Source organism: Chitinophaga polysaccharea (assembly GCF_902150045.1).
In the GTDB taxonomy this organism is placed as follows: domain Bacteria; phylum Bacteroidota; class Bacteroidia; order Chitinophagales; family Chitinophagaceae; genus Chitinophaga; species Chitinophaga polysaccharea_A.
In genome coordinates this window covers 2,727,862-2,754,370 of sequence record NZ_CABFVU010000001.1, presented here as the reverse complement: position 1 = coordinate 2,754,370, position 26,509 = coordinate 2,727,862, and the positions used below count along the sequence as shown (strand labels likewise).

Annotated in this window: 23 protein-coding genes; 5 read left to right on the top strand and 18 right to left on the bottom strand. The window is 47.3% G+C overall.

The features are described 5' to 3' along the window. Window positions 1–34 precede the first annotated feature (34 nt). The 15 genes from FN124_RS11300 to FN124_RS11230 all read right to left on the bottom strand — a co-directional run bounded on the left by FN124_RS11300 (window position 35) and on the right by FN124_RS11230 (window position 15,237). Complete coding sequence (locus FN124_RS11300) at window positions 35–2,791, bottom strand: BamA/OMP85 family outer membrane protein (protein ID WP_142684824.1); 2,757 nt, start codon at window positions 2,789–2,791, stop codon at window positions 35–37. After that, the gene (gene uppS / locus FN124_RS11295) at window positions 2,772–3,533 is read right to left on the bottom strand and encodes an undecaprenyl pyrophosphate synthase (RefSeq protein WP_142684823.1); all 762 of its coding nucleotides are present in this window, start codon (window positions 3,531–3,533) and stop codon (window positions 2,772–2,774) included. Before uppS ends, FN124_RS11300 begins: the two co-directional genes overlap by 20 nt. A 205-nt stretch (window positions 3,534–3,738) precedes the next feature. Then, entirely contained in the window at window positions 3,739–4,602 is an 864-nt protein-coding gene (porG, locus tag FN124_RS11290) for a type IX secretion system protein PorG (RefSeq protein ID WP_142684822.1), read from the bottom strand. 156 nt (window positions 4,603–4,758) lie between these two features. Beyond that, entirely contained in the window at window positions 4,759–5,649 is an 891-nt protein-coding gene (locus FN124_RS11285; protein WP_142684821.1) for an NAD kinase, read from the bottom strand. Window positions 5,650–5,684: 35 nt separating this feature from the next. Then, window positions 5,685–7,097 carry a POTRA domain-containing protein gene (locus FN124_RS11280; RefSeq protein WP_142684820.1) on the bottom strand — a complete coding sequence of 471 codons (1,413 nt, stop codon included), beginning with the start codon at window positions 7,095–7,097 and terminating at the stop codon, window positions 5,685–5,687. A 250-nt stretch (window positions 7,098–7,347) separates the two neighbouring features. Then, window positions 7,348–8,007, bottom strand: a complete 660-nt coding sequence (locus FN124_RS11275) for a CBS domain-containing protein (protein ID WP_142684819.1) — start codon at window positions 8,005–8,007, stop codon at window positions 7,348–7,350. Window positions 8,008–8,124: 117 nt separating this feature from the next. Beyond that, window positions 8,125–8,901 carry an alpha/beta fold hydrolase gene (locus FN124_RS11270; RefSeq protein WP_142684818.1) on the bottom strand — a complete coding sequence of 259 codons (777 nt, stop codon included), beginning with the start codon at window positions 8,899–8,901 and terminating at the stop codon, window positions 8,125–8,127. 71 nt (window positions 8,902–8,972) lie between these two features. Then, the gene (locus FN124_RS11265) at window positions 8,973–9,515 is read right to left on the bottom strand and encodes a CvpA family protein (RefSeq protein ID WP_142684817.1); all 543 of its coding nucleotides are present in this window, start codon (window positions 9,513–9,515) and stop codon (window positions 8,973–8,975) included. Between the two features lie 107 nt (window positions 9,516–9,622). Beyond that, on the bottom strand, window positions 9,623–10,075 hold the full coding sequence (locus FN124_RS11260) for a GatB/YqeY domain-containing protein (RefSeq protein WP_142684816.1): 453 nt from the start codon (window positions 10,073–10,075) through the stop codon (window positions 9,623–9,625). 18 nt (window positions 10,076–10,093) lie between these two features. Next, window positions 10,094–10,447 carry a gliding motility protein GldC gene (gldC, locus tag FN124_RS11255; protein WP_142684815.1) on the bottom strand — a complete coding sequence of 118 codons (354 nt, stop codon included), beginning with the start codon at window positions 10,445–10,447 and terminating at the stop codon, window positions 10,094–10,096. Between the two features lie 29 nt (window positions 10,448–10,476). Next, window positions 10,477–11,616 carry a glycosyltransferase family 4 protein gene (locus FN124_RS11250; RefSeq protein ID WP_142684814.1) on the bottom strand — a complete coding sequence of 380 codons (1,140 nt, stop codon included), beginning with the start codon at window positions 11,614–11,616 and terminating at the stop codon, window positions 10,477–10,479. Between the two features lie 75 nt (window positions 11,617–11,691). Continuing rightward, window positions 11,692–12,123 (bottom strand): hypothetical protein, encoded by a 432-nt coding sequence (locus FN124_RS11245; RefSeq protein ID WP_142684813.1) that lies wholly within the window; start codon window positions 12,121–12,123, stop codon window positions 11,692–11,694. Window positions 12,124–12,169: 46 nt separating this feature from the next. Then, window positions 12,170–13,291 carry an ABC transporter permease gene (locus FN124_RS11240; RefSeq protein ID WP_142685538.1) on the bottom strand — a complete coding sequence of 374 codons (1,122 nt, stop codon included), beginning with the start codon at window positions 13,289–13,291 and terminating at the stop codon, window positions 12,170–12,172. A gap of 21 nt (window positions 13,292–13,312) precedes the next feature. Next, entirely contained in the window at window positions 13,313–14,455 is a 1,143-nt protein-coding gene (locus FN124_RS11235; protein ID WP_142684812.1) for a glycosyltransferase, read from the bottom strand. Window positions 14,456–14,460: 5 nt separating this feature from the next. After that, complete coding sequence (locus FN124_RS11230) at window positions 14,461–15,237, bottom strand: alpha/beta fold hydrolase (RefSeq protein ID WP_185937164.1); 777 nt, start codon at window positions 15,235–15,237, stop codon at window positions 14,461–14,463. 479 nt (window positions 15,238–15,716) lie between these two features. On the opposite strand from FN124_RS11230, the gene FN124_RS11225 reads away from it, so the two are divergent. Together FN124_RS11225 and FN124_RS11220 are read left to right on the top strand one after the other, a co-directional pair. Further along, window positions 15,717–17,510, top strand: coding sequence for an acyl-CoA dehydrogenase FadE (locus FN124_RS11225; protein WP_142684810.1), 1,794 nt, complete (start codon window positions 15,717–15,719; stop codon window positions 17,508–17,510). 128 nt (window positions 17,511–17,638) lie between these two features. After that, window positions 17,639–19,387: an N-acetylmuramoyl-L-alanine amidase gene (locus tag FN124_RS11220; RefSeq protein ID WP_142684809.1), complete on the top strand. Its 1,749-nt coding sequence runs from the start codon at window positions 17,639–17,641 to the stop codon at window positions 19,385–19,387. Here FN124_RS11220 and FN124_RS11215 read toward each other — a convergent pair. Continuing rightward, window positions 19,384–21,588 (bottom strand): M28 family metallopeptidase, encoded by a 2,205-nt coding sequence (locus FN124_RS11215; protein ID WP_142684808.1) that lies wholly within the window; start codon window positions 21,586–21,588, stop codon window positions 19,384–19,386. The genes FN124_RS11220 and FN124_RS11215 overlap by 4 nt on opposite strands. A 236-nt stretch (window positions 21,589–21,824) precedes the next feature. Between FN124_RS11215 and FN124_RS11210 the strand changes: the two genes are divergently transcribed. Next, on the top strand, window positions 21,825–22,169 hold the full coding sequence (locus FN124_RS11210; RefSeq protein ID WP_142684807.1) for a carboxymuconolactone decarboxylase family protein: 345 nt from the start codon (window positions 21,825–21,827) through the stop codon (window positions 22,167–22,169). A gap of 66 nt (window positions 22,170–22,235) precedes the next feature. Then, complete coding sequence (locus tag FN124_RS11205) at window positions 22,236–23,276, top strand: 2-oxoacid:ferredoxin oxidoreductase subunit beta (protein ID WP_142684806.1); 1,041 nt, start codon at window positions 22,236–22,238, stop codon at window positions 23,274–23,276. A 69-nt stretch (window positions 23,277–23,345) separates the two neighbouring features. On the opposite strand, the gene FN124_RS11200 is transcribed toward FN124_RS11205, so the two are convergent. Continuing rightward, entirely contained in the window at window positions 23,346–23,984 is a 639-nt protein-coding gene (locus FN124_RS11200) for a LysE family translocator (RefSeq protein WP_142684805.1), read from the bottom strand. 29 nt (window positions 23,985–24,013) lie between these two features. Beyond that, the gene (locus tag FN124_RS11195; protein WP_142684804.1) at window positions 24,014–25,552 is read right to left on the bottom strand and encodes a GH3 family acyl-acid amido synthetase; all 1,539 of its coding nucleotides are present in this window, start codon (window positions 25,550–25,552) and stop codon (window positions 24,014–24,016) included. Window positions 25,553–25,731: 179 nt separating this feature from the next. Between FN124_RS11195 and FN124_RS11190 the strand changes: the two genes are divergently transcribed. Next, on the top strand, window positions 25,732–26,502 hold the full coding sequence (locus tag FN124_RS11190) for an inositol monophosphatase family protein (protein ID WP_142684803.1): 771 nt from the start codon (window positions 25,732–25,734) through the stop codon (window positions 26,500–26,502). Window positions 26,503–26,509: the final 7 nt, after the last annotated feature.

Sequence of the window (26,509 nt, the reverse complement as noted above, 5' to 3'; positions counted from 1 at the left end):
CGGTTAAACTTGCAATATATAATTATTTTCCACATTATTCTGGTTCGAAGCCAAGCATAAACGTAAACTTAGCAGCGTCTTTCAAACCACCACCCGGTTGAAGACGGTCAAACCCGATACCATAGTCAAATCCGAGCAATCCAAACATCGGTAGGTAAAAACGCATACCAATACCGGCAGAACGGCGTAATCTGAACGGGTTGTACTCATTCAGGTCCTTATAACCATTGGCTGCTTCCAGGAAGGCCAAACCAAAGATGGTAGAGCTGGGATTCAAACTGAACGGATAGCGCAGTTCCATCACATATTTATTGAATACGGTGAAGCCGGAATAGTTGGCAGGCTGACCGTTTTCAGGATTGATGCTCGGATCGGAGGTATAATACACCGGGTAACCTCTCTGGGAGATGATATCGCGGTCGTAGATCGCAAAGTTGCTCAAACCATCACCACCCATTTCAAACCGGCCAAAAGGCGACAGGGTTGTACGGTTGTTGTAGCGGCCAATGTAACCAAATTTCGCGGCTACTTTCAATACGAAAGTTTTGTTGTCGCTGCCCATTGGGCGGCTCAAAGGCACATACCACTCTGCATTGAAGCGGTATTTCTGGTACTCAATGAATTTAAACTGCTCGGAAGCCGGCTCCTTGGAGTAATCCTTGTCGGGATTAAACAGGGAGTATGGCGGCGTATACTGCGCAGATACCATGAAGTTGGAACCACTGCGCGGGAAGATCTGCTGATCCACGGAAGAACGGGACAGTGTCAGCTTGATGTTCACGTTATTGGAAGTACCGCTTTCAAACCCGGGAATACCGAAGTAGTTATAGTTTTTCAGTTTATACTGCTGATAGTTTACTGAATAGATCAGTGTGAAATAGTCGTCCGGCCATTTCAGCTGTTTACCCAGTGATACGGAAGCACCCAGCACCTTGAAGTGACCATTCGTTGAAGTGGTGGTGTCGCCGGGAAGCTTGTAATAATCATTATAAGCGTAAGGGTTCTGGTAGCTGCTATAAAGACTTACAGAAAACTGGTTCCTTTTCTTACCTCCCAGCCATGGCTCGGTGAAAGAGAAGTTATAGGAGCGGTAAGCCTTACCGTTGGAGGATACACGAACAGACAGTTTCTGTCCGTCGCCGCTAGGCAGCGGATCCCAGGTTTCTTTCTTGAAGATATTACGCAGCGAGAAGTTATTGAACGTAACCCCGAGCGTACCGGTTAAACCGATATAACCACCCCAACCAGCAGACAGTTCCAGCTGGTCGTTTGCTTTTTCTTCCACGGTATAATCAATATCCACGGTACCATCCTGTACATTGGGCACAGGGTTCATACCAATCTTTTCAGGGTTGAAGAAGCCGAGGTTGGCAATTTCACGGTTGGAACGGATCAGGTCCTGGCGACTGAACTTCTCGCCCGGAATGGTGCGGAGCTCACGACGGATCACGTGCTCGTTGGTCTTTTCGTTACCGGCTATACGAACTTCCTTGATGGTAGCCTGCGGCCCTTCACGCAAACGGATCTCGTAATCGATGGTATCGCCACGGATACCGATTTCCACCGGATCGATCTGGAAGAACAGGTAGCCATAGTCCATGTAGTAGCCGCTGATGTCTCCGCCTTCCTGCGACATTTGCTTACCGATCCTTTTTTCCAGCAGTTCCAGGTTATAGATATCTCCTTTTTTGATGCCCAGGATGCGGGTCAGCACAGAGTCGGAATAACGGGTATTTCCTTTCCAGGTAATATCACCGAAATAATATTTTTTACCCTCGGAGATCTGCATGTCCACATTCAGGTTCTGTGAATGGGTTTTGTAAGTGGTATCCCTCACGATCACCGCATCGCGGTAACCCTTGGAGTTATAGAGACCGATCACTTTACCTTTATCTTCGAGGTATTTATTTTCATTGAATTTTGCAGAGCTGAACAGCTTAAAGCGGAAATAAGGGTCCAGTTTCTCAAATGCGCGGGTGGGCTGCAGGAAGCCATATGTTTGCCAGAAATCGTCCGGTTGCGCCAGGGAGTCCACGTATACGTGCTCCATGTCAGGATGAAGCGTAAAGCGGGACTTTTCCTTGGTCCCTTTCATCTTCTTCTTGATCTTGGAGTCGGCTATATTTTCGTTGCCAACGATATTGATATCCTGGATACGTACTTTACTGCCTTTGGTAACATTAAAGATGAGGTGTTTGGAGTTTACCTGCCCGGTATCGCTTCTTTCCTCGATCTTAACGGTAGCATTTCCGAATCCTTTATCTGCATAAAATTTATGTACAACACCGATCACGTTTTGTTTCAGGGCTTGTGTGATCACATTTCCCTTACGCAAACCGGCTTTGGTGGTGATATCATCTGCTTCTGTTTTTTTGATTCCCTTAAAAGCGAATGTAGACATACGGGGCATTTCCGTTAGTCCTATTTCCAGCCAGATCTTATTGTCTTCTATTTTGGTTACATAAATAGTTACGTCGGCAAAGAGTCTTTGTGACCATAAGCTCTGAATTGCCTTTGTGAACTGGTCGCCACCCGGATAAGTAACTTTATCACCCACATTGAGGCCTGAGAGCGACAACAGCAGTGATTTATCCAGGTATTGGGTACCGGCAACGGTGATTTCGGCAATTTCATACTGTTGCGGGACGCCTGTGTTAATAGGAGAAACGGCCGGCGGATTAGCAGGCGGCTGCGTAGGAGGCACGGTATCTTTTTGCTGAGCGGATACACGAATGCCTGCACTGCAACATAATGCTATAGCCAGAAGGCCCTTAGGAAATAATTTCTTCATTCTGCTGAATTTGTTCGCTTGTTTTGCCAAAGCGCCGTTCTCTGGTCTGGTAATTTAAGATGGCTTGGTAAAGATGTTCATTGCGGAAGTCCGGCCACCGGGTATCTGTAAAATACAGTTCCGCATAGGCCAGCTGATATAGTAGGAAGTTACTGATCCTGCATTCTCCACTGGTACGGATCATTAATTCAGGGTCCGGCAGACCGGCTGTACAGAGATATTTTTCCCATATCTCAGGCGTTACAGCTGCCGGGTCCAGGGCTCCATTTTTCGCATCCAGGGCTATTTTCCTGGCTGCATTCACGATTTCCCACCTTGCACTGTAGCTGAGAGCCATAATGAGATTGAGGCCGGTATTCTGGCTGGTTAGGGCAATGGCCTCCTCCATTTCCCGCTGGCATTGGGGAGGCAGCATTTCCATGTCGCCAATTACGCTCAGCCGGATATTATTTTTTGATAACGTATTCACTTCCATGCGGATAGTGTTTACGAGTAGTTCCATAATGCCATTAACTTCATAAACGGGGCGGTCCCAGTTTTCAGTAGAAAACGCGTATAGGGTCAGATAACCTATCCCAAGCTCTGCACAGGTCGTCACTATGTTACGCACACTTTCCACCCCTTCGTGGTGCCCGTACAGCCTGTCTTGTCCCCGCTCCTTTGCCCAACGGCCGTTCCCGTCCATAATAATGGCTATATGGCGCGGCAACCGTTGTAAGTCCAATTTTTCCTTCAAGCTCATTTGTGTCAGGCGTATTATAACAGATCTACTAAAAGGGTGCAAAGATACAAAAATAGAGTAATGACTTTTTTGGCAAAGCCTAAGAAGGTGTTTTAACGTAGTTTTAACAGCGAAATCAATACCAGTGGGGATTTAAGCAAATTCAGAGACTTATCATGGCGGTTGGCAGGTACGGAAAGCCCACCCGCAGAAAGTATTTTTTATTTTAGAATTTACAGTTGTAGGAAGTAAAGAGAATACTGATCGTTAATTCAATGGTAACGAACTGGTCCTTATCCCGGCTGTTTCCCCGCTCCCGCCCTATCACCCCGATAGGACTGCCTTTCACGGAAGACCTGTCCTGCAGCTGCGCCGCCACAGTGGTCTGCCCGTTTGGAAGCGCCGGAAAAGCAGCGGGACCGGCGTAAGTAGTGCTTACATCGTCCAGGTAATCCGTTTGCGTAAACCGGTACAGGGCTTCCAGGCCCACATTCACTTTTTTGGAAATATTATATTTAAAACCGCCGCCAATCAGCCAGGCATACGAAACCAGGCTGTAAGGCTTCCTTTCAGGATACAGGGCTGTCCCCTGCCCTTCAGTACCCAGCGGCTGCAAAAAATATTTAACCCCATCAAGATAAGCATAGGGGTTATAATGGAAAATACTTGCCCCTCCGGTCAGGTAAGGTGAGAAACGTTCATATAAACTGCCGGGCTCAAAGCGGAAAAAATTAAAATCCCCCTGGAGCGACAATTCAAACAGGTTTGTATTAAAACTAAGGTTCCGCCGTTGCTGGAATTCGTTCTTACTGTACACATCAGAATAACCCAGTTGCATAAACCGGGCATGAGCGCGCAGGCCCACGTAATCGTTCATGTATTTGCGGTAATAAATGCCCACAGCAGGTTTCAGGGTATTTAAAGCTCCCCGGGTGTTCAGGTCTCCGAAATACTGCGCCCCGCCTACGGAAAAGCCCAACTCCCCCACATATTGCAGCTCATTCTGCGCAGCAGCACGTCCGGCAACCAAGCAACCTGCCGATACCAGCAATAAAAAGACGATGTATTGGGAATATAGAAGTTTCAGCATAAATCAGTTCTACTTAAACGCTAAAATGCCGGATTTATTTAATGTATAGCTGATCATTATGCTTACTTATTTAGCGGGTGCACGCTTCACGGGGCATAATTAATATTACAATCAGCAGACAATATATTTGTAAATGTAACAATATATTTTACAATTCTATATTTTAATCATATTCCGGGCATCAATTCCCCAGAGTAATTTGTTACGGAGGGTATGCAGGAAGTTGCTGTCGTCCAGCCGGAGCAGGCTCAGTTTGAACTGTTCTTTTTTTATAGCCAGCTGTACCCGGTTATCAATGGTTTCCATACGGCTATCGAGAGTACAGAGAAACTGGTCGCTGCGGCCTTCCACTTCAAAGGAAATGATGTTATCATTAGGTACAATAATAGGCCTTACGTTCAGGTTATGAGGCGCTACAGGCGTGATCACAAAATTGCCCGCGTCCGGGAACACGATAGGGCCGCCACAGCTGAGGGAATAACCTGTAGACCCCGTTGGAGTGGCCACAATCAGTCCGTCTGCCCAGTAAGTGTTCAGGAATTCCCCGTTCAGGTAAGTATGGATCTTCACCATTGCCGAGGTATCCTTTTTATGGATCGTAAATTCATTAAGCGCGTAAGGCACATCTCCAAACAAGGGAATGTTGGCGTCCAGATGGAGCAGCGACCGCTGGTCTACCACGTAAGTGCGGTTCAGCAGCGCCTGTACCAGTGCATGGATCTCATCCTTACCAATACTGGCCAGGAAGCCCAGGCGGCCGAAATTGATCCCTATAACCGGGATGTTGGTATCACGTACGTAACAAACGGTATCCAGCAAAGTGCCGTCCCCGCCAAGGCTCACCAGGAAGTCGATCTTTCCCGGCAGGTCTTCCGCGCAGGAAAACAGCGTTGGTGCGTTGTCGAAAGGAATGTGTTGCTGCAGGGTATGATAAAAAGGCTCATAGATGATGGCTGTTATCTCTGCCCGCTTTAATTCCTCCAGCAATAAGCGGATGTTTGAAATATCTTCTGTAATAAATCCCCTGCTATAAAGTGCTACCTGCATAATTTTTTAAGCTTTTAACGATCGGCTCTGAAGACCTACATATCCACGCTCGTGTGTAAAAATAGTCCTTTTTGCCCTAACTGGTTAAAGCTGTATTCGATCCGCAGGCAGGTATCATAGAAGGAAACGATGTCGAGCCCGATACCGCCGGTATAAAGGAAGCGGTTATTCAGGAAGCTGTTGCCGGGAAACTTATTATAGGCGTAACCTCCGTCGCCAAAGGCTTTGGCGAAGATGCGTACGGGAACGGTATTAAATTTTTTCGGAACAATGGGAAGCTTTACTTTAAAAGAAATAAGTTCCTGCCGGAGAGTGGATTTGAGAATGGCGAAGCTGGTACCATCTATTACATAATATTCCAGTCCGCGCAGGTAATCATCCCGGTAACCCAGCGCCTGCTGGTTAATATACGGCTGATCGTTAGAGAGTTTTGCCGCGCTGCGAATGCCCAGTGCTGCAAAGGTTTTGGGGCGCAGCTGCCAGTATTTGGCCATATTGAGCCGGAAATGCACATCATCCACATCATTCCATGGCCCTACTCCTTTTTTGCCCACTTCTGCCAGAAGCCGGAACCCCTTGAGAGGATATACCCAGCTATCTGCCTTAATATAGGTGAAACGATAGGTGATATCGATGAAACGTACATTGGTACGGCCTTTCCCAAGGTAATTAGGATTAATGATAGCTACGGAATCGGCTATTTTCTCATAGTTATAATTTACAAACACCTGGTGCCGGGCATTAATGGCCCTGCGGTAGCTGTAGTTGAGCCCCACAAGATATACCTGCCGCAGGAAATCATCTTTCCGGAAAAACTGCTGTTTGTTGTTGCTGGTGCTGTCGTTCACCTCACGGTTACGGTTATAGGATGCGATGATACCTAGACCATGACGGAAATGTTTATCGATATAAGGTACATTGTACTGCAGTGCGAACCGTTGGGTGTAACCAAACTGTATGGCGGCATTCAATTCATCATTACGGCCGGTCAGGTTTTCCTGGGTACCGCTTACACCGAGGTTGATACGGCTAAGGCTGTGGTTCTTTTCTACCCACCACTGGTTGAAGTTACGGTCTGCCAGTTTGAAAATGGGATAGGCAAAGGTGTACCAGCGTTCCCATACTTCAAATACCAGGTCGGCTTCATTACCGGTCCAGTTTTTAACATTGGCAGTGGCATTGAGGAACAGGGAGGTATTGAGCAGTTGTTTACGTCTTTCTTCGAGGGTGTTGGCAAGGTCCCGCAGGTAGATGGTATCTCCCGGCACAGTGCTTATTTCCCGGAGGATGATGGAAGTCCGGGTTTTCTTATTACCGGAAACAAGGATATTACGCACTACCAGGTAGCTGGTATCCGTTACGGGCGCCGACTGGCCTTCTGCATTTTCCGGTATCACAATCCCCAACAGGCATACGAGGGCCAGCAGGTAGTAACAGCATTTCAGCATGTAGGTCCTTGAAATGTTTTAAAAGTGTTGACAATACTCAAATATAACAGATTTTGCTTTACGCGGATTTTGTCTGACTCAGGATTTTGATGATTACGCTGATTTTATTTTTTTAATTTTTAAAGGATAGCATTTATAAATAATTAAGGGAGATAAAAGCAATATTTCGCTTTCATCTCCCTTAATTATTTATAAAAATCAGTGTAATCAGCGTAATCATCAAAATCCTGAGTCAGACAAAATTCGCGCGTTACATGCCGATGTAGTTCATCAGCAGATCGTAGTTTTTCTTCAGCACTTCTTCTTCCGGTTCTTCGGCAAAGATGTATTTGATCACATAGTTGAAGCGTTCAAAAGTGGCTACAAGGCCCTGCAGTTCCTGGCGGTTTGTTTTGAGCACTACTTCCAGTCTGCCGGTAACGGGATTGGTAATGGTGTTTACACTCAGGAGCGTAACATCGTTTGATTCGGCAATACGGGCAATTTCACTGAGGGCATAATCGCGCGGGTCTACTTCAAAGGCCACGATACCGCCGGGCTCCTTCACGCCGTTATATCTTGCCAAAGCCGCAAGGAGGTTATCCTTGGTAATGATACCGAGGTACTCGCTTTCCTTGTTCACTACCGGGAGCGCAGACAATTTAAAATCGTAAAAAAGTTTAAGTGCTTCAAAGAGATGAGCATATTCCATGACAGCCGGGCGGGTACTGCTGTACTCCATAGATTCCAGGGGTACATCCGGATCCTCAATATCCATGATATCGTCTTCCTCCACCAGGGCCAGGTATTTGCTATCTACTACCATTGGCAGTTGCGTCAGATGGTATTCGTTCATCAGGCGCAGCGCCTTTGTTCCTGAATCCGAGGGATGCAGAACAGGTACTGAAGATATGAGTTCTCTGGCGATCATGTTAGCGTATTCTGATACAATAATAGTAAAGAATATGCCAACAGAAAAAGAAATTACATGTACGCGAAATCACTGCGCCTGTGAGCACAGTTGCAGAGCTGCCTTAAGAGTGCCGGTTTAACTGGCAGGTTGAAGCTTTAGTTTTTCCAGGAAAGCGTGCAGGATCTTATTGAATTCTTCCGGTACCTCCATCATGGGAGCGTGGCCGCACTTATCAATAAACTGCAGTTCAGAATTAGGTATCAGTTTTTTAAATTCTTCGCCAACCATAGGAGGTGTAACCGTATCATTCTGGCCCCATATCAGTAAGGTTGGTTGCTGGATATCTTTCAGTTCATCTCCGAGGTTGTGGCGGATGGCTGATTTCGCCAGTGTGATGATCTTGATCACTTTCAGGCGGTTGTTCACTATCTCAAACATTTCGTCTACCAGTTCTTTGGTAGCTATTTTCGGATCATAGAAAGTAAGTTCTGCTTTTTTGCGGATGTACTCATAGTCGCCGCGTTTAGGATAGGTTTCACCCATTCCGTTTTCGAACAGGCCTGAGCTGCCGGTAAGGATCAGGGATTTTACGGGTGCTTCAGGGTGTTTCAACAGGTATACAAGGGCCACGTGACCTCCAAGTGAATTGCCCAGCAGGTGCACATTTTTGTATCCCCTGGCTTCAATAAACTTATGTACGTATTTGGCCAGGCCGCCTACCGATGTTTCCAGGATGTTTAAATCGTACAGGGGTAACATCGGGATCACAACCTTGTTATATTGCCGGAAATATTCAATCATGTGCGAGAAATTGCTCAAAGCACCAAAAAGTCCATGCAATAATACCAGCGGTTCTCCTTCTCCTTCTTCTATAAAATTAAACTTACCCTGTGTTTTGATTTCGTAATCCATTGCCAAATCTTGAAAGTCAATTTTACGCTAAAATAATTCTTTTTATTAATCTAAATAATCTTTGGAACGAGTTACCCAGGTTGAATATGCCGGGCTGCCTGTTCAAAAAAAGACTGCAATTCGGTGAACATATTCTTAAAAACCGGGATCACACTTCCCATATGATCCAATACCCACGGGCCGATATTCTCTATATAGGGATATACCACAGACTGGAGCTTTGTTTCGGGGCTCAGCCAGTATACCTGGTTAGCCATCCATAGCACTACACTGTAAATTATTATAAATATAACGCTATACAACAGGATTCCGCCGAGTTTATTCAGCCAGCCCAACATTACCAGTTCCACTAATTTCTGCAATGCGCCGGCCCCTAACCTTACGAGCAGTATTACTCCCAGGAACAGGCATACGAAACAGATCACAGGCAGCCAGCGGGAATGCATTTCCCAATGCTCCTGTACATATAATGCGGTAATTGCGGTTAGTTTCAGAGCTGCCGCCAGTCCCAATATAGCGGCTACCAGAGAAAATAAGGCTACTATCAACCCACGGGTATATCCGCGGTAAATGGCAAAAACCATGATGATAGCAAAAATAATATCTATAGGCATGATAGAAATATAGGGAATCTGGTATTTAACTACCTGATTTTTTTGTTTTCAGGGAGATGCTTATCTGCCCATTGTCCACTTTTCAGCCAGTTAAATACCAGACAGCACTATTTAGTAAGCAGTTCTTTCACCAGGGCGGAAATTGCTTTTCCATCTGCTTTACCGGCCAGTTGTTTGGTGGCAACTCCCATTACCTTACCCATATCCGCAGGTGAGCTGGCGCCGGTGGAAGCGATAATATCAGTAATGGCTGTACGTAATTCTGCTTCATCCATTTGTTTGGGAAGAAAGCGCTCAATCACTGCCAGTTCCTCTTCTTCTTTCACTGCAAGGTCTTCACGGTTCTGGGTGCGGAAAATTTCCAGGGAGTCTTTCCTTTGCTTTGCCAACTTTTGCAGCAGTTTGGATTCCTCTGCCTCTGAAAGGTCGCCACTGGCGCCTTCTGCTGTTTTAGCCACAAGGATCGCTGCTTTAATGGCACGCAATGCGCGCAGGTCAGCTTCCTTTTTACCCAGCATCGCAGCTTTGATCTCTGCGTTGATATTTAATTCTAATGACATATGGTTAGGTTTAATGGATTATTTTCCTGCTTCTTCTGCCGCTTGTTTGTCCTGGAATTTCTTAAAGAAATCCTTGGCAAAAGCGCGCATATCGTCGGCCTGGTCTTTATAGGGAGTAGCCCTACCGTAGGTATCGGCCATCGTCATCATGGTCTGGAAAAAGAAGTCGGCCATTTCATCCACCATCATGTCTTTTGTCCACAGGTCAATACGCAGCGCTGCTTTTTCTGCAGGGTCCCAGAAAGATACGATCATACCTTTGGCCTTGATCATCCGTTCGTCTTTGTTGTCTGTAGCGCTCCACTCTATTGATTCGGGCACTTTCTGATCGTCCAGTCCAACCTGGATCTTTATGGTAGATACTTTACTCATGATTTTCAATTAAAGCGCAAAAATAGCCATCATTTGCTGATTTTGGAAAAAGCAGTGCCGGTGAGCTGTTCCCACCACTGTTCCGCAGCATGTTCCCAGCTGCTGAAAGGCTTCGCTGCAGGGACCTTAGCCAGCAAACGGGATCTTAATTGTTCATCTTTATACAAAAGACTCATTTTCTCAGACAGGTCATCCAAACTTGCAGGGTCGGCATATAGTACTGCATCTCCGCCAGCCTCCCTTGCGGCGGCTCCTTCCAGCGCAATCACCGGTACTTCGCACCGGTGCGCAGCATAGATGGGTAAGGCCAGTCCTTCAAACCTCGACGGATATACGAGGGCATAAGCCCCACCGGTAAGCCGGGCAAGCGTTTCTTCATCCGCATCTTCAATACATACCACATCCTGCCGGAACTTATAACTCTGTAAGGCGGTAGCAATTTCTGCTCCTGCAGGGGTTACGCTACCTGCCAGTACCAACCTGATATTGCTGCGCTGCCGTTTCTTCAGCGCCGAAAACGCTTTCAGTACCGGTATAATATTATTCCGGGGATGCAGGCTGCCTGTTACCAGGAAATATTCTGCTCCTCCTGCAAAAGCCCTTTTCACCGTTTCCCGCTCCTCCCAGTCCAGCGGCCTGTAAAGCTCGCTGATACCTGTTTCCAGCCGGGTCAGTTTATCTTTTACACCGGGCTCATAACGCAGCAGCTCTTCCTCCGCAGCGTTGGACAGTACGGCTATACGCCGTGCCCGGTCCAGGTATTTCGTGATATTCTTTTTCAGCGACCGCTGTTGCGCAGCTGGCTGTAAACCCGCGTCCCGCAAAAAAGAAAGGTCTCTCAGCAGCAATGCCGCCGGGATCCTGCTGCGTAAAGGAAGCGTTCCATCCAGGCCCAGGAACAAATCCGGCCGGAAAGGCTTCATAGCCCTTACCAGCTGCCACTCCTGCCACCAGTACAAGTGCCAGGGCTTATTGCCTTTCAGCGGCAACACCACGTTGGTTACGTTTGCCGGTACTTTCAGGCCGGCAGGTATTTTTCCATCGAAAAACAATGTGAACTGATGGGCAGGCTGCTGCCGGCACATCGCCAGTATTATTTCCGTTGCCACCTTCCCGGTATCGGCAGGCATGTCCTGTCGTAAACAAGCGGCATTAACAGCAATTTGCATAAACGATTCCTTTGTCTGCGAGCTTGCAAACCTACACAATTTTAGATTCGGGACAGGCGGATTTTAATTGCCCGGCTATTCTGCAGATTTATTGGTGAGATAAAATACCTGCGGAGGAGTTACATTACCGGTGTTTCCCAGGGAAGCCAGCCTGATAGTTACCTCGTATGTTTTCAACGGCTTCAGATGACGGAGCGTTATGGTAAAAGGAGTCGTTTTAATATCGGCTATATCATCCTGCGGCAAAGGAATAAGACCCGTTTCTGTGGCTACATTCAACGTTACCTTTACCCCTTTGTCAGGCAGTTTGCTGGTAACATTCACTTTCAGCGCATAAGTGCTGTCCTGTACCATATTATACTTTCCTACCTGCACATCGGGCAGCTCAAAAGCCAGTGTTTCTTCCTGTGTATTTGGTGCAGGATTATCTTTTTTCTTCTTTTTACAGGAAGAAAAAGTGAGCATTGAAATAGCTAAGAAGGCAGGGAGACAGGTTTTCAATAACATATTTCCAGTTATAGGAGCATGAAATTAGCTTTTTTTAATATACAAATCAAATTTTACTTCTCACATCCAGCGCATCTCTCAGCCCATTGCCTAACAGGTTGAAAGCCAGCACCAAAAGCATAATGGCTATACCCGGCGCCAGCGCCAGCAGGGGATTATGCGTAATAATGAAATTGTAGTTCTCTTTGATCATCAGTCCCCAGGAAGGCTGCGGCGGCTGCACACCTACCCCCAGGAAACTGAGCCCGGCCTCCACTACAATAGCGGTGGCAAAATTACCCGCGGCTACTACCATTACCGGCCCCATGATGTTGGGTAAAATATGTTTAACGATGATGCGCACATGCCCGTAACCCAATGCCCTGGCGGCTTCCACATACTCCAGCTCCCGGATAGCCAGTACCTGTCCGCGGATAATACGGGCCACACCTACCCACATGGTAAGTCCTACAGCGATAAACACCTGCCAGAACCCTTTTCCCAGCGCCAGGGTGAGCGCAAATACCAGCAGCAGCGTTGGCATAGACCATACTACGTTCACCAGCCACATCACCACATCATCTGTACGCCCTTTGAAATAACCGGCAATAGCACCCAGCAGCACTCCAATACTGAGGGAAATGACTACGGCGATACAACCTACCCCTAAGCTCACCCGTGTGCCAATCAGCAGCCGGCTCAGGATATCCCGGCCAAATTTGTCGGTGCCCAGCCAGTAAGTACGGGAGAAGATCCTTTCCTTCTGTATATTCTCCTGTAATGCTTCTGACGACAGCGGATGATCCGGCGGAGCAGCATACCAGACCTTTGCCAGGAAGTAGGTTTCCTCCCTGCTGGTAGATTCATCTACATAATGCTGTACCACCAGCACGCTGTCCCTGAACTGCCAGGAACGGATGGGGATCCAGGTAAAATCAGATTCCTGGCCGTATAGCAACCGCCGATAAACAGCTCCTTTTTGTACCGGCTGTTCTTTCCAGACCGCCAGCATATGGATCCGGAATCCAGGATGCTGGCCTTCTATTTCCAGCACCATCCTATTGGCATTGGGCGTATGATCCGGTGCAATAAAATAGGCGGTAATACTGATAAACACAGCAATGGCGATCACCAGTAAACCGGCCACCGCACCTTTGTTACGGTATAATTTTTTCCAGTAAGGCTGCATATCTGACAAAAGAACCAGGATTTAATTAACCTGCCGGCCTTTCCACTGATAACTACCAAACTTCCCAAGCCACCCGGCAACAACAATATAAGGAATATGAAATATCTGCCCGGGAATAAACCACAACAGCAGTTCTGTTTTATTAAAAAACTTCGCTACGGGAAGCAGGAAATAAAGTTCAAGGGTTATTTTAAACAGCATGATGATAAGGAACCACGGCCACCATACCGGCAGGAACACCGCTATTACCGCCAGCGACAACAAACCTGCGTTAAACAGGTATACCAGCAGCAGTACCCAGGTAAGCCTTTTATCTTCATACTTATCTGCCTTCGACGACCAGCGGATCCGCTGGTTCATGAAATCCCTGAAGGTATCTACGGCCAGGGTACGCACTACAGCGTCTTCACATTTCAGGTAACTCACCTTATCAGGATATGCGCTGTAAATTTTATACATCAGCAGCATATCATCGCCGGAGGCAATATTATCGATGCCTGTAAAACCTCCCACTTCCAGGAATGCCTTTTTCTCATAGGCGAGGTTAGCGCCGTTACACATGGTACCGGAGGCCAGTTGCGCCGCAGCGCCGGTGATCCCCTGCATGGTCATGAAATCGAGCGATTGCAATCTCTTGAAAAAGTTATGTTCTTTATAGAAGCTCACCGGTGCGGCAATGAATTTAGGTTGATGATGTTCGTAAAACTGCACCAGTGTTTCAATCCAGCGCGGTCCCATTACACAGTCAGCATCTGTGGTTACAATAAGGTCGCCGGTAGCTTTTGAGACAGCGATTTCTATGGCTTTTTTCTTGAAAGAGTTCAGCCGTTCTTCTTCATTGAGATATTGCCTTAATTCCAGCAAATGAACATTTGCTGCCGGGAAATTGCTCACCACAGCAGCAGTATTATCTGTTGAAAAATCATCTATCACAATTATTTCCAGCAGGACAGGATTATAGGTCTGGCGTTTCAACGCTTCCAGCAGGGCTGGAAGGTTGGCTGCTTCATTCCGGGCAGGAATGATCACTGTAACGGAAGTATGGCAGGCCGATGGCGCTGCAGGAGAAAACCTTTTCAGGCGCTTCCAGCCCAGGGTATACCACAGCATCAGTATACCATACCCTAAAGCCAACACCAATAGTATAATTACAAAAAGATACATCCAGGTTAAAGATTTGTTTTGATGATAAGCCCCAGCTGATCGGATATCAGCTGATGCCCTTTTTCCATTACCAGTATTTTACAGGGAAAGGAACCATCCGCAAAGCGGGTGCCCAGTACAGGTGGAATTACACGATCATATTTCCCGAATATCAGGAGAGTTAGAACGTTATATCTGGCTAATAATTGTTTACACTGCTTTTTATCCGGCATCATTCTGCGCAGATTGGTCCATACATTGTACACCAATTCCCTTTTCCCCGGTTCATTCATACGGTGCAACGCAAATTTATATACACTCTGATTTAGCAATCCCAGTTTTCTCCATGTATGTAATAACGTAAAAAACAGCCGTGGATGATATGTATTGTATTTAAACAGCCTGTTTCCGGCAGCAGTTTGAGTAACAAACATATGCCAGGGATTATTTCTCAGCCCATCCCCAGCTGCAAGGATGAGACGGTTGATCCGCCCGGCCATTTTTTCCACCAGGCACAGGGAAAGACGCCCTCCCATACTGTAGCCCAACAGGGAAAAACGTTCCTTTCCATGTTGCTGCAGTATCATTTCCACCAGCGCTGCCAGGTCATTTTTCTCAAAAACGCGGTCCTCCTCCCACCGGGTGCTGCCATGCAGGGGCATATCCAGCGCCACCAGTGTGAAGGTATCGCCAAGTGTAGCGGTTAGCGGGCGAAAATGAGCAGCGCTTTCACCAAAGCCGTGTAAACAGATCAATAGCTCCTCCCCGGCACCTTCCACGGTGCCATGAAACCGGCTTTTCAAATATGACAGATAAAAATCAGGCATAAAGGGGAACAATGATACTGAATAAATGCCTAATGACGATGGAAAGGATTATCCAGGGCAACCAACGGGGCCAATGGATGGATGTTTACTCCTATGCTTATATTATGATTCCTAAAAAGAAGACAATACGCCATATCTAAATAGATACGGGGGATCTCCGGCGCAACTATGCCGCAACTATGGCGTATATATGGTGGAAACTGGGAGTATCCATTCCCTGGCTTTTTCTTCCTATAGAATTACCTTGTCAGAAAAATCCCGTTATTAGCTTACAACCTTCCTCCAAACTTATTTTTTTTGTTAAAAATCCCTTCCTTTTAACAGGAATGCCGCATTTGGCTTACATTCAGTAAGTTAACAGGCAGGTATCAGGGGAATCAGTTTAGCCCTCCCGGTGACCGGTTTTGCTTAATACTTTTTTCAGTAAATTACAGAACCACTAAAAATACAGCAACATGGACGCAACAGTTGAAAATAAGACTGCGCTCAAAGGCGCCGAATTCCTGGTTAAGGAGAGTGCTCCTGAGGAAGTGTTTACTCCCGAAGATTTTTCGGAAGAGCAGCTGATGATTAAAGAGATGGCAGATCAGTTTATCAGTAAAGAGATAACACCGATCGTAGAGCGGATAGATAAACTGGAAGAAGGACTGATGCCCTCGCTGCTGGAAAAAGCCGGCGAACAAGGCTTGCTGGGCGCTTCTTTCCCGGAAGAATACGGTGGTTTGGGTAAAGATTTTGTAACGGCTACCATTATCAACGAAGGACTGGGCGCTGGTCACTCATTCTCCGTTGCCATGGCCGCGCACACCGGTATCGGTTCTTTACCTATCCTTTATTTTGGTACTGCAGAACAGAAACAGAAATATATTCCCAAGCTGGCCACCGGCGAAATGAAAGGTGCCTACGCCCTTACTGAGCCCGATTCCGGCTCCGATGCTTTGGGCGCTAAAACCACCGCCAAATTAACAGAAGACGGCAAGCACTATATACTGAACGGGCAGAAGAGCTGGATCACCAACTCCGGCTTCGCCGATGTGTTTACCGTGTTTGCGAAAATTGACGGCGATAAATTCACCGCCTTTATTGTAGATAAGGGAACACCCGGTTTTACACTTGGTGCAGAAGAACATAAAATGGGGATCAAAGGATCCTCTACCCGGCAGATCTATTTCCAGGATGCCAAAGTGCCCGTTGAAAATGTGCTGGGCGTAATCGGTAAAGGCCATCTCATTGCCTTCAACATCCTGAACATAGGCCGCCTGAAACTTTGCGCCGCCGCATTGGGCGCCGCCAAAAAATGTATCAATACCTCCGTACAATACGCCAATACCCGCACACAGTTTAAACAACCCATTGCCAACTTCGGCGCTATCAAACATAAACTGGCGGAAATGGCTATCCGTACCTGGACTTCGGAATCAGCGCTTTTTCGCACGGCACAGCTGATCGATGAAAAAGAAAAGGAACTGCTGGCAGAAGGTAAACCATTCAATGAAGCTTTGCTTGGAGCAGCAGAAGAATATGCGGTAGAATGCGCCATCCTGAAAGTGAACGGCTCCGAAGTATTGGATTATGTAGTGGATGAAGGCGTGCAGATTCATGGCGGTAACGGTTTCAGTGATGAATACATCATTTCAAAAGCCTACCGCGATTCCCGCATCAACCGCATCTTTGAAGGCACCAATGAGATCAACCGGCTGCTCACCCTCGACATGACACTGAAACGTGCCATGAAAGGAAAACTGGACCTGATGACGCCTGCCATGAACGTAATGAAGGAACTGATGAGCATCCCCGACTTTGGCAATGATGATGAAAGCGCCTTCAGTAAGGAAAAGAAGATGATCGTTAATTTCAAAAAAGCCATCCTCATGGCTGCCGGCGCCGCCGCGCAGAAACTGATGGTGAAGCTGGAAAACGAGCAGGAGATCCTGATGGATATTGCCGATATGGCCATTGAAACCTTTGTGGCTGAAAGCGCGCTGCTTCGCCTCATTAAGCTCATCAACAGTAAAGGTGAAAGCGCCGCTTCCCTGCAGGCCGATATTGTACGCACCTTCATTTACGATGCGGCCGACCGAATCAATAAATCCGGTAAAGACGCTATCAATGCGTTTGCGGAAGGCGATGAACAACGTATGATGCTGCTGGGCCTCAAACGCTTTACCAAAGCAGAACCGTTTAATGCAAAAGATGCCCGCAGAAGAATTGCGGACAAACTGATTACAGACAATAAATACAGCTGGTAACAACCGGCGTAAAGCAACTGAAAAATGCAGCGGGGTATTTTATTTCGCTGCATTTTTTCTAAATGCTTTTTTCCTATTCCCTTCACCTGCTTATCTTTACCATCTTTCAAAGATATTGATGACAGGGTATGACGCTATCAGCTAAGTTGTTTTCTACATTTTTTGTTGCCATTTGTATCCCCCTTTTTGCAAGCAGCCAGGCAACACTGCGTATCAGTCAACCTTCAAGGGAACAAAATAATGTGAGTACTTCCAGGCAATTTATTGCAGGCCGTACCTGTGTTGGCTGTACAGTAAGGATTAATAACGATACCGTACATGTATACAGTACCGGCACCTTTGCTGTAAAATATGAACTGTCTACCGGTAGAAATACCTATTCCGTTACTGCCACTGCCCCTAACGGGGAAACATATACGAAAAATATCACTTATTACTACAACCAGCCACCCGCCCCTTCGGCTACCAGTATTTTCCGTATAGATTATATGGAGATATCCCCATCGGGGAACCTTCAGCTATCCGAAGGCGATACATTGCGGATAAAGATGAAAGGCTATCCTGGTCAAAGCGCCAGCTGGTTCAATGATGTACCGCTCAGGGAAATGCCCGTTTCACAAACAGGCGGCGTACCCGGCTATTACAGCGGGATGTATGTGATACAGCCACGCGATTCGCTCCTGAATGGAAAAATTATGGTGCGGCTGCGCAAACAAAGCGGGGAAACGGCTATCCTGGGCAGCCCTTACCGCTACAGCGTAATGCACAATGAAATACCGTTCACCGGCCGTACTATCGATAATATGACCTACCTCACTGCAAGCCCGCATGGCGACCGGCTGGGGCCGGATAAAATCGGCTACCTTGATAAAGATGTGCTTTTACATATTGTAGGAAGACAGGGCGACTATTACAAAGTAAGGCTCTCCTCCCGCACCACTGCCTTTATTCCTGAACCGCTGGTAGATACCGACATCCCCCAGGAAGAGCTCCCCATAAGCATTGCAGACGATGCCAAAATATGGGGAGATGAAAAATATGACTATGTATCTGTAGCGTTGTCGGATAAACTGCCTTATACCTCCACGCAACTGGTTTCTTCCAGAAAAATTATCATCGATATTCATGGCGCTTATGCAGAAAAAGGACTCAGCACCCTGCTCCAGAACACCAAAGAAATTACATCTGTAGCCTGGGGGCAGCCATCGCCGGATGTATGCCGTATGGTGATTTCACTGCAACACGCACCGTGGGGCTACCAGGTGTATTATGACAATAACCGTATCACGGTGAAGGTTAAACGCGTACCCCAAAACCTGTCGCTGAAGAACCTGGTAATAGGTCTCGATCCCGGCCATGGTGGCAGTAATCCCGGCGCCACAGGCCTCACCGGCGCCGTTGAAAAAAACATGACACTGGTACTTTCCCTGCAACTGAAAACATTACTTGAAAAAGAAGGGGCTACCGTGATCATGTCGCGCACAACAGAAAAGTTTGTTGCCAATGAAGACAGGCTCTCCTTCTTCCGCAGAACTAATCCTGACCTGCTGCTGAGCATTCACCTCAATGCTTCCGGCAATCCTGTTGATGTATATGGCACCGCCACTTACTATAAACAACCTTTCTGTGAACCGCTCAATGCCGCTATCCATGAGCGCTTGCTGCAAACCGGTCTTTACGACTTCGGGAATAGTCCGGATTTCAATTTTATTCTTAACAACCCTACCGAATTCCCGGATGCCTTAGTGGAAACCCTTTTTCTCAGCAATCCCGGCGACGAAGAAAAAGTACTGGATCCCGCCTTCCAACGCGAAATTGTAACCGCCATCGTGGAAGGCGTGAAGGACTATCTCCGGGAGGTGGCCGCGCAGCGTTAACGGATACCCGCTAAATACACTGCCAGGCGGTTAACAGCCGCCGCTACCACGCCGATCTGCTCCTGTGCTTCCTTCCAGCGGCGCTGCTCAATGGCTTCCCTTACGCCCGGAATGGTTTTAACGCCGTAGCCGGTATAAAATCCGGGAGCATACAGGGTATGCTTATACCAGTTGCGTGCAGGCAGGCCGGCATCGTTCAACAGCTGTTGCTCTCCCTGGTAAAGGTTTTTGTTGGCGGCAGCAGAGAGGTTTTTCCTGGCCGCCAGCGATGAGGTGACCGTGTCTAACCCAATGAGGGCATTCTGCAAAGGAGAAAAATCCAGGTATGGCACTTCTGATTTGGGAAGCGGCGGCAGCAGGTGTTTGGCCGTATCTGTTGCCAGCTGGTACTTACGGTCGCGGATCAACTGGTTTTCTACAGCTGTAGATTCCCGCAGGCTGCCGGTGAGCTCTGTTAGCTCATTCACATACCCGTTTACCGTTTCATACAATTTGCGGTAGTCGAATGGAAGGGTAACGGTATTGGCTAAACGCAGAACGGTATGACCGGCGGTTTGGGAAAGCGCCACCCCGTAGTTAAAGCCCGGATCTTTGAACCGGGTGTAATCGTCGTAAGAATCGTAGATGGAGTGATACTCTCCGCCTGCATCTTCCCCCCCAAAACCTAAATCAAGGGAAGGCACTCCCAGGTGCTGCAGGAAGGAGGAATAGTCGGACCCCGAGCCCATGGCGCCAATGGCGATACCTTGTTTGGCCAGCTTTTCCTTTTTCAGTTTTGGCGTAGCCGCTTTCAGCACTTCTGCTGCCTGCCTGCGGGCCAGGATACTCACCCCGGTTTGCGGGTCTGTAATATCGCGGGCCACTTCGTTCACCAGTGTTTCCAGTGCATGGGAGCCGCTGGCGTTCAGGAAGCCACGGCCATTGTTATCGGAGTTGATGTATACCACTGCTTTTTCCTTCAGTTCTGCGGCATGGTCTTCCACCCATTCCGTAGAGCCCAGCAGGCCCGGTTCTTCTCCATCCCAGGCGCAGTAAACCAATGTACGTTTGGGCCGGTATCCCTGTTTATGCAATGCTCCAATGGCTTTGGCTTCTTCCAGGAGAGCTGCCAGTCCGCTGATGGGATCGGCTGCACCGTTTACCCAGGCGTCGTGATGATTACCACGGATAATCCATTGGTCGGGTTGTTCACTGCCTTTCAGCCTGGCAATTACATTATAGCAGGGGCGTATTTGCCAGTCGAACGATAATTTCAGATGCACCCTGGTCTTGCCGCTGCCAATATGATAGGTAAATGGCAATGCGCCTTTCCATTCGTCCGGTGCCACAGGCCCTTCCAGAGATTCGAGCAAGGGAGCGGCATCATGGTAGCTGATGGGCAACACCGGTATTTTCAGCAGGTTGGGCGCCTGCAGGCGATCGAGCCGCTGTGCATTGGCAGTGGCGCCTGTGTTGGGCGTGAGCGGGTCGCCGGGATAGATCACGATATCCATTACGGAGCCACGCTGCACCCCATACTCATTTTTAAAAGCACCCTTGGGATACACATCGCCGGCATAATAACCATCGTCTTTGGGGTCGGAGTAGATAATACAGCCGGCGGCGCCATGCTCCTGTGCTACCTTGGGCTTGCTCCCCCGCCAGGAGCGGCCGTATTTGGCAATTACTATTTTTCCTTTTACGCTGATACCTGCACGGTCGAGGTACTCATAATCTTCCGGGAGGCCATAATTCACGTATACCAGTTCCCCTTCCACATCCCCATCGGCGCTCCAGGCATTATAGGTAGGCAGCTGGCCTTCCTGCCCGGAAGTGGCATCTTCCTTAAGGGCGGGCTCTTTCAGCAGCGCGGTATAGGCAGTGGGCCCTTTAAGCTCCAACACACGTTCCTTTGGAGTGGGGAAAAGCACCTGGTAAGTCACTATTTCAGCATCCCATCCATAGCTTTTGAAGCGCTGCCGGATGTCTTCCGCTACGGCTTTACCCCGTGCAGAGCCGATGTGGTGAGGTTGGGAGGATAATGCTTTAATGGTTTCGCCTATATGGCTGCTGCTTAACTGTTTATCGAAGCGGCTTTCCAGTTCCAGCTGGCGGGTGGCAGCATTAGCATCGTACCCGGTAAGCTTTTTTTCCTGCGCCCGCAGGGGCCCGCCTGCGCATAGTACCAGTGCCAGCAGCAGGGAGAAGTTGGTTGTTGTCATTGTCAGATTGCAGATCTTGTTGAAAAAGAGGGTTTATGTGCTCAATATACAAAAGTCTATCATATCAATAGACTAATTTAAATCCCGTTTTAACCTCGGATAACTTTTGGTTATGATCCATAAATATAGGTTATAGGGCAGATAGTCTACTTAACCAGTAGATTAATCTATATTTGTAAATCCTTTCATAGCTTTATTGGGTGAAACGATAAACTAACATCATAAACAGCAGTTATATGGGCAATGCGATCCAGGAGTTTAACGACTACCGTGCCAGGATGAACGAGGTAATACTGGGCAAACAGAATAAAGTGATTAACAGGCTTTTCAACCTGGATACCAATGCTTATGCAGAGGGAGCGCTGAGCACCAAAACCAAGGAAATGCTGGGGCTGGTGGCATCTATGGTGCTGCGTTGCGATGATTGTATCAAGTATCATCTTGAAAAATCATATGAACAGGGCGTTACCACTGAAGAAATGTATGAAATATTCGCGGTGGCCAACATTGTAGGTGGCACCATCGTGATCCCTCATACCCGCCGGGCGGCAGAATTCTGGGAAGAATTACAGGCACAGTGAGCTGATAATTACAGCTATCTATCGTAACTTTACGGACTCTATAATATTTTATTTTAACTCATACTAATGTCAACAGCAACTATAGCCCCGCAGGCGCCACTTACGTCAAAAGATTTTGTAACGGACCAGGAAGTACGTTGGTGCCCTGGCTGCGGCGACTACTCTATACTTAAGCAGGTACAAACTATTATGCCTTCGCTGGGAGTGCCCCGCGAAAACATTGTGATCGTTTCCGGTATCGGTTGTTCTTCACGCTTCCCTTACTATATGAACACTTATGGGATGCACTCTATCCACGGCCGTGCCACGGCGATCGCTTCCGGTTTGAAAGCGGCGCGCCCTGAGCTGAGCGTATGGATTGTAACCGGCGACGGGGATGGCTTATCCATTGGCGGTAACCATACCATTCACCTGTTGCGCCGTAATTTTGACGTGAACATCATGTTGTTCAATAACCAGATCTACGGTTTAACCAAAGGACAGTACTCTCCTACTTCAGAAGAAAATAAGGTGACCAAATCCACTCCAATGGGCAGTATCGACCATCCTTTTAACCCAATGGCCCTGGCCCTGGGTGCGGATGCTACTTTTATTGCCCGCAGTATGGACCGTGATCCGAAGCACCTGCAGGAAATGCTGAAACGCAGTCATGCGCATAAAGGCGCGTCTTTCCTGGAAATATACCAGAACTGCAACATCTTCAATGATGGCGCTTTTGAAGCCTTCACAGAAAAAAGCAGCAAAGCCGATGAAACCATTTTTGTGGAACAAGGCAAGCCGCTGGTATTTGGCGCCAACAAAAACAAAGGGGTGCGTCTCGATGGCTTAAAGCCGGTAGTAGTGGAACTGGGCAACGGGTATTCAGAAAGCGACCTGTGGATCCATGATGAAAATGATTTCTATAAAGCGCAACTGCTCACCCGTATGTTTGATGATGTGCGTATTGAAGGACATTTACCCCGTCCGTTCGGTATCTTCTACGAGGCTTTCCGTCCTACCTATGAAGATATCATGGGCTACCAGTTAACAGAAGCGCTGGCTAAAAAAGGCCCCGGCGACCTGGATAAATTACTGGCAGGTAGCGAAACCTGGACCATCAAAGGATAATAAACACCTCCAATAAAAGAAAAAGCCTCCCGTGATATACGGAAGGCTTTTTCTTTTATAACCAATATCTTAGTGGCCCATTGCGCCTACATCAAATAATACTTTATACAGTAACACCACCCCGAAAATGATCATACTTGCCCCTGCAATACGATTCAGCCATTCTACATTGGTAAGCGTCAGTTTATGACGGATCTTATCAGATACAAACACTTTCAGGATATCTGCAGACAATACCAGGCTTAGGCAAACCGCGTACATAATGATCCGGTGACCGGCCGTGATAGCGCTGTTGGCCACACAAACCCCCAGCCAGAAAATGATAACGCCCGGGTTCAGTGTATTCATCAAAAAACCGGCTAGCCATATTTTGAGATAGTCGTGGGTGCGGAACATTTCCGGTTTTTCATCCCCGGTACTGATCTTTACTTTTTTAAACAACAGTCCGTAAACGCCCATCCCTATCAGTAAAAAGCCACCTACAATACCTATGGATCTTTTGTATTCTTCCAGGCCGCTGATAAAAGATGTAGCCAGGTTACCTGTGAGCACAAATATGATATCGCTGAAAGACACGCCCAGTGCGAAACTGATCCCTGCCTTAAAGCCGTTATTGATACTGTATTTAATAATCGCGAATATTACCGGGCCTACCGATAAAGAAAGAAATAATCCAAGCCCCAGTCCCGCTACAATTGATGCTATCATGCGTATAATTTCCGTGTCACAGGTGCAACTTAACTCTTAACGGTTTTTCCTGCAAGAAATTTCTCCCAGTCTTTCAGTTTTTCACCTTTCATTACACGGGGAAACTTATTCATAGCGCCTTCCTTGCCTTTGCAACGGAGGTAATCTATAAACGCATCATTGGGTAATATCTCCACAAATACTTCCTTCAGGGCCGCAGAACGTTCTACGGCATAATCATCATTTACCTCTGCAAGGGTTTGATCGATGATTTCGCGTACTTTTTCTGCATCTACACCCGGTGTATCCGTACCTACATACCAACGGTGCGCAAACAGGTTCTGATAAGGGAAACCGGCTACGGTAAACTCACGGATGGTGATTCCCATTTTTTTCTGAACGTTATCAATGGCTTTGTTCATGTTGTCGATACTCATATGCTCCCCGCAAAGGCTGAGGAACTGTTTGGTACGGCCAACAATCACTATTTCATGCTCCTTTACGGAAGTGAATTTCACTACATCGCCAATCAGGTAGCGCCATGCACCTGCGCAGGTAGACAGCATCACGGCATATTCCACATCTTCCACCACCTCGTGGATCATGTAAGATTTCGGATTGGGCTTTACTTCCCCTTCTGCGTCGAAGTTTTCTTCATTGAAAGGAATGAACTCATAGAAGATACCTGCATTCAGCACCAGCTTAATGCCTTTGGTACCCGGCCTTGCCTGGAAACCAAAAGACCCTTCAGAAGCCATATAGGTTTCTATAAACGCAATGGGCTTTCCGAGCAGCTTCTGGAAGCTGTCGCGGTAAGGCTCAAAAGATACGCCCCCATGAATGTATACCGCCAGGTTAGGCCATATTTCATGGATATTTTTAACACCGTGATATTTGATGATTTCTTCCAGTACGATCTGTACCCATGCTGGCACGCCACAAACGGTGCCCACATCCCAGTCTTTAGCCTTGCGCACAATTAGCTTGATACGCTGCTCCCAGTTCGGTTTACGGGAAATTTTGCCACCAGGCTTGTAAAACCGGCGGAACCATTTCGGGATATTTTTGGCCTGGATGCCGCTCATATCGCCTTCATAGTAATCGCCTTTCTCAAATAAAGAAGTAGTGCCGCCCAGCATGAGGATGCCTTTTTCAAAAGAGCGTGGCGGGATATTAAAGTTGGCCATTGAATACAGCTGCTTCACCCCTACTTTCTTCACTGTTCTGAGCATGGCTTTGGTAACGGGTATATGTTTGCTGGCTGATTCTGAAGTACCGGAGCTGAGTGCAAAATACTTGATCTTCTCCGGCCAGCTTACGTTCGCTTCGCCTTCCAGGCAGCGGTACCACCACTCCGCATGCATTTTGGTATAGTTATGCACAGGTACTTTTTCCCGGTAATGCGCTATAAAATTAGCACTGTCCAATACTTCCTGAAATTGGTAATGGCGACCAAACTCCGTATCCTTGGCCTTCTCCAGCAAACGATGCAGCACCTGCAGCTGGTATTGGCGAGGCGTTCCTAATTTAAATGTGAACTTCTTCCTGATGCGTAGCGACCTGGAAATAAGATTACCTATAATGGCCATTAACTTTCCCTCTCTTTAATTGAACTACAAAAATAAGTGGAATCTTGAATATAAGTTGACTGATAATTCGGAATTACAGATTATGTGGTAACATTAAGTCATCTATATATACAAAATGTAAAAAATATGTACGTTATAATTCGCAATTCATAATTCGTAATTCGTATTACCTTTGCGGCATGTTAAAAACAACTTTACTCAAAGCTACTGAAGCCAGCGGAAAAATACTGCAACAATATTTCAACGGTCCTTTCGAGGTGAGCAGTAAAAGTACGGTCAATGACCTGGTAACGGAAGTGGATAAAAAATCTGAAACCGCTATCATCAACATTATCAGGGAAACTTATCCGGATCATTTTATACTGAGTGAGGAAGTAGGTGAAATAAAAACAGATTCTTCCGTAAAATGGATCATTGATCCCATAGATGGTACTGTTAACTATGCCAATGGCATTCCCATCTGTTGTGTATCCATAGGCGTGGAAAAAGACGGGGAAGTGGTGCTGGGAGCGGTTTACAATCCCTTTATGAATGAATTGTTCGTAGCAGAAAAAGGCCAGGGCGCAACCCTGAACGGCAAGCCGATCCATGTTTCCACCAAAGCAGATGTGTCGAAATCCTGCCTGGTAACAGGTTTTCCTTACCAATGGCAGGACATGCCCAATAATCCGTTGGAGGTATTTGAACGTATAATTAAAGAAGGTATTCCCCTTCGCCGGCTGGGCTCAGCAGCCATAGACCTTTGCTGGGTGGCCTGCGGCCGCTTTGATGGTTTTTATGAACATCATCTACAGGCATGGGATTCTGCTGCCGGTTATCTCATCGTGGAAGAAGCAGGTGGAAAAGTAACCGACTTTTCAGGCAACCGGTTCTCACCCTACCAAAAGAAGATACTGGCCACCAACGGTCATATCCATAGCGCATTACTAGATCTTGTTAACGGTAAATAAGTTTGTG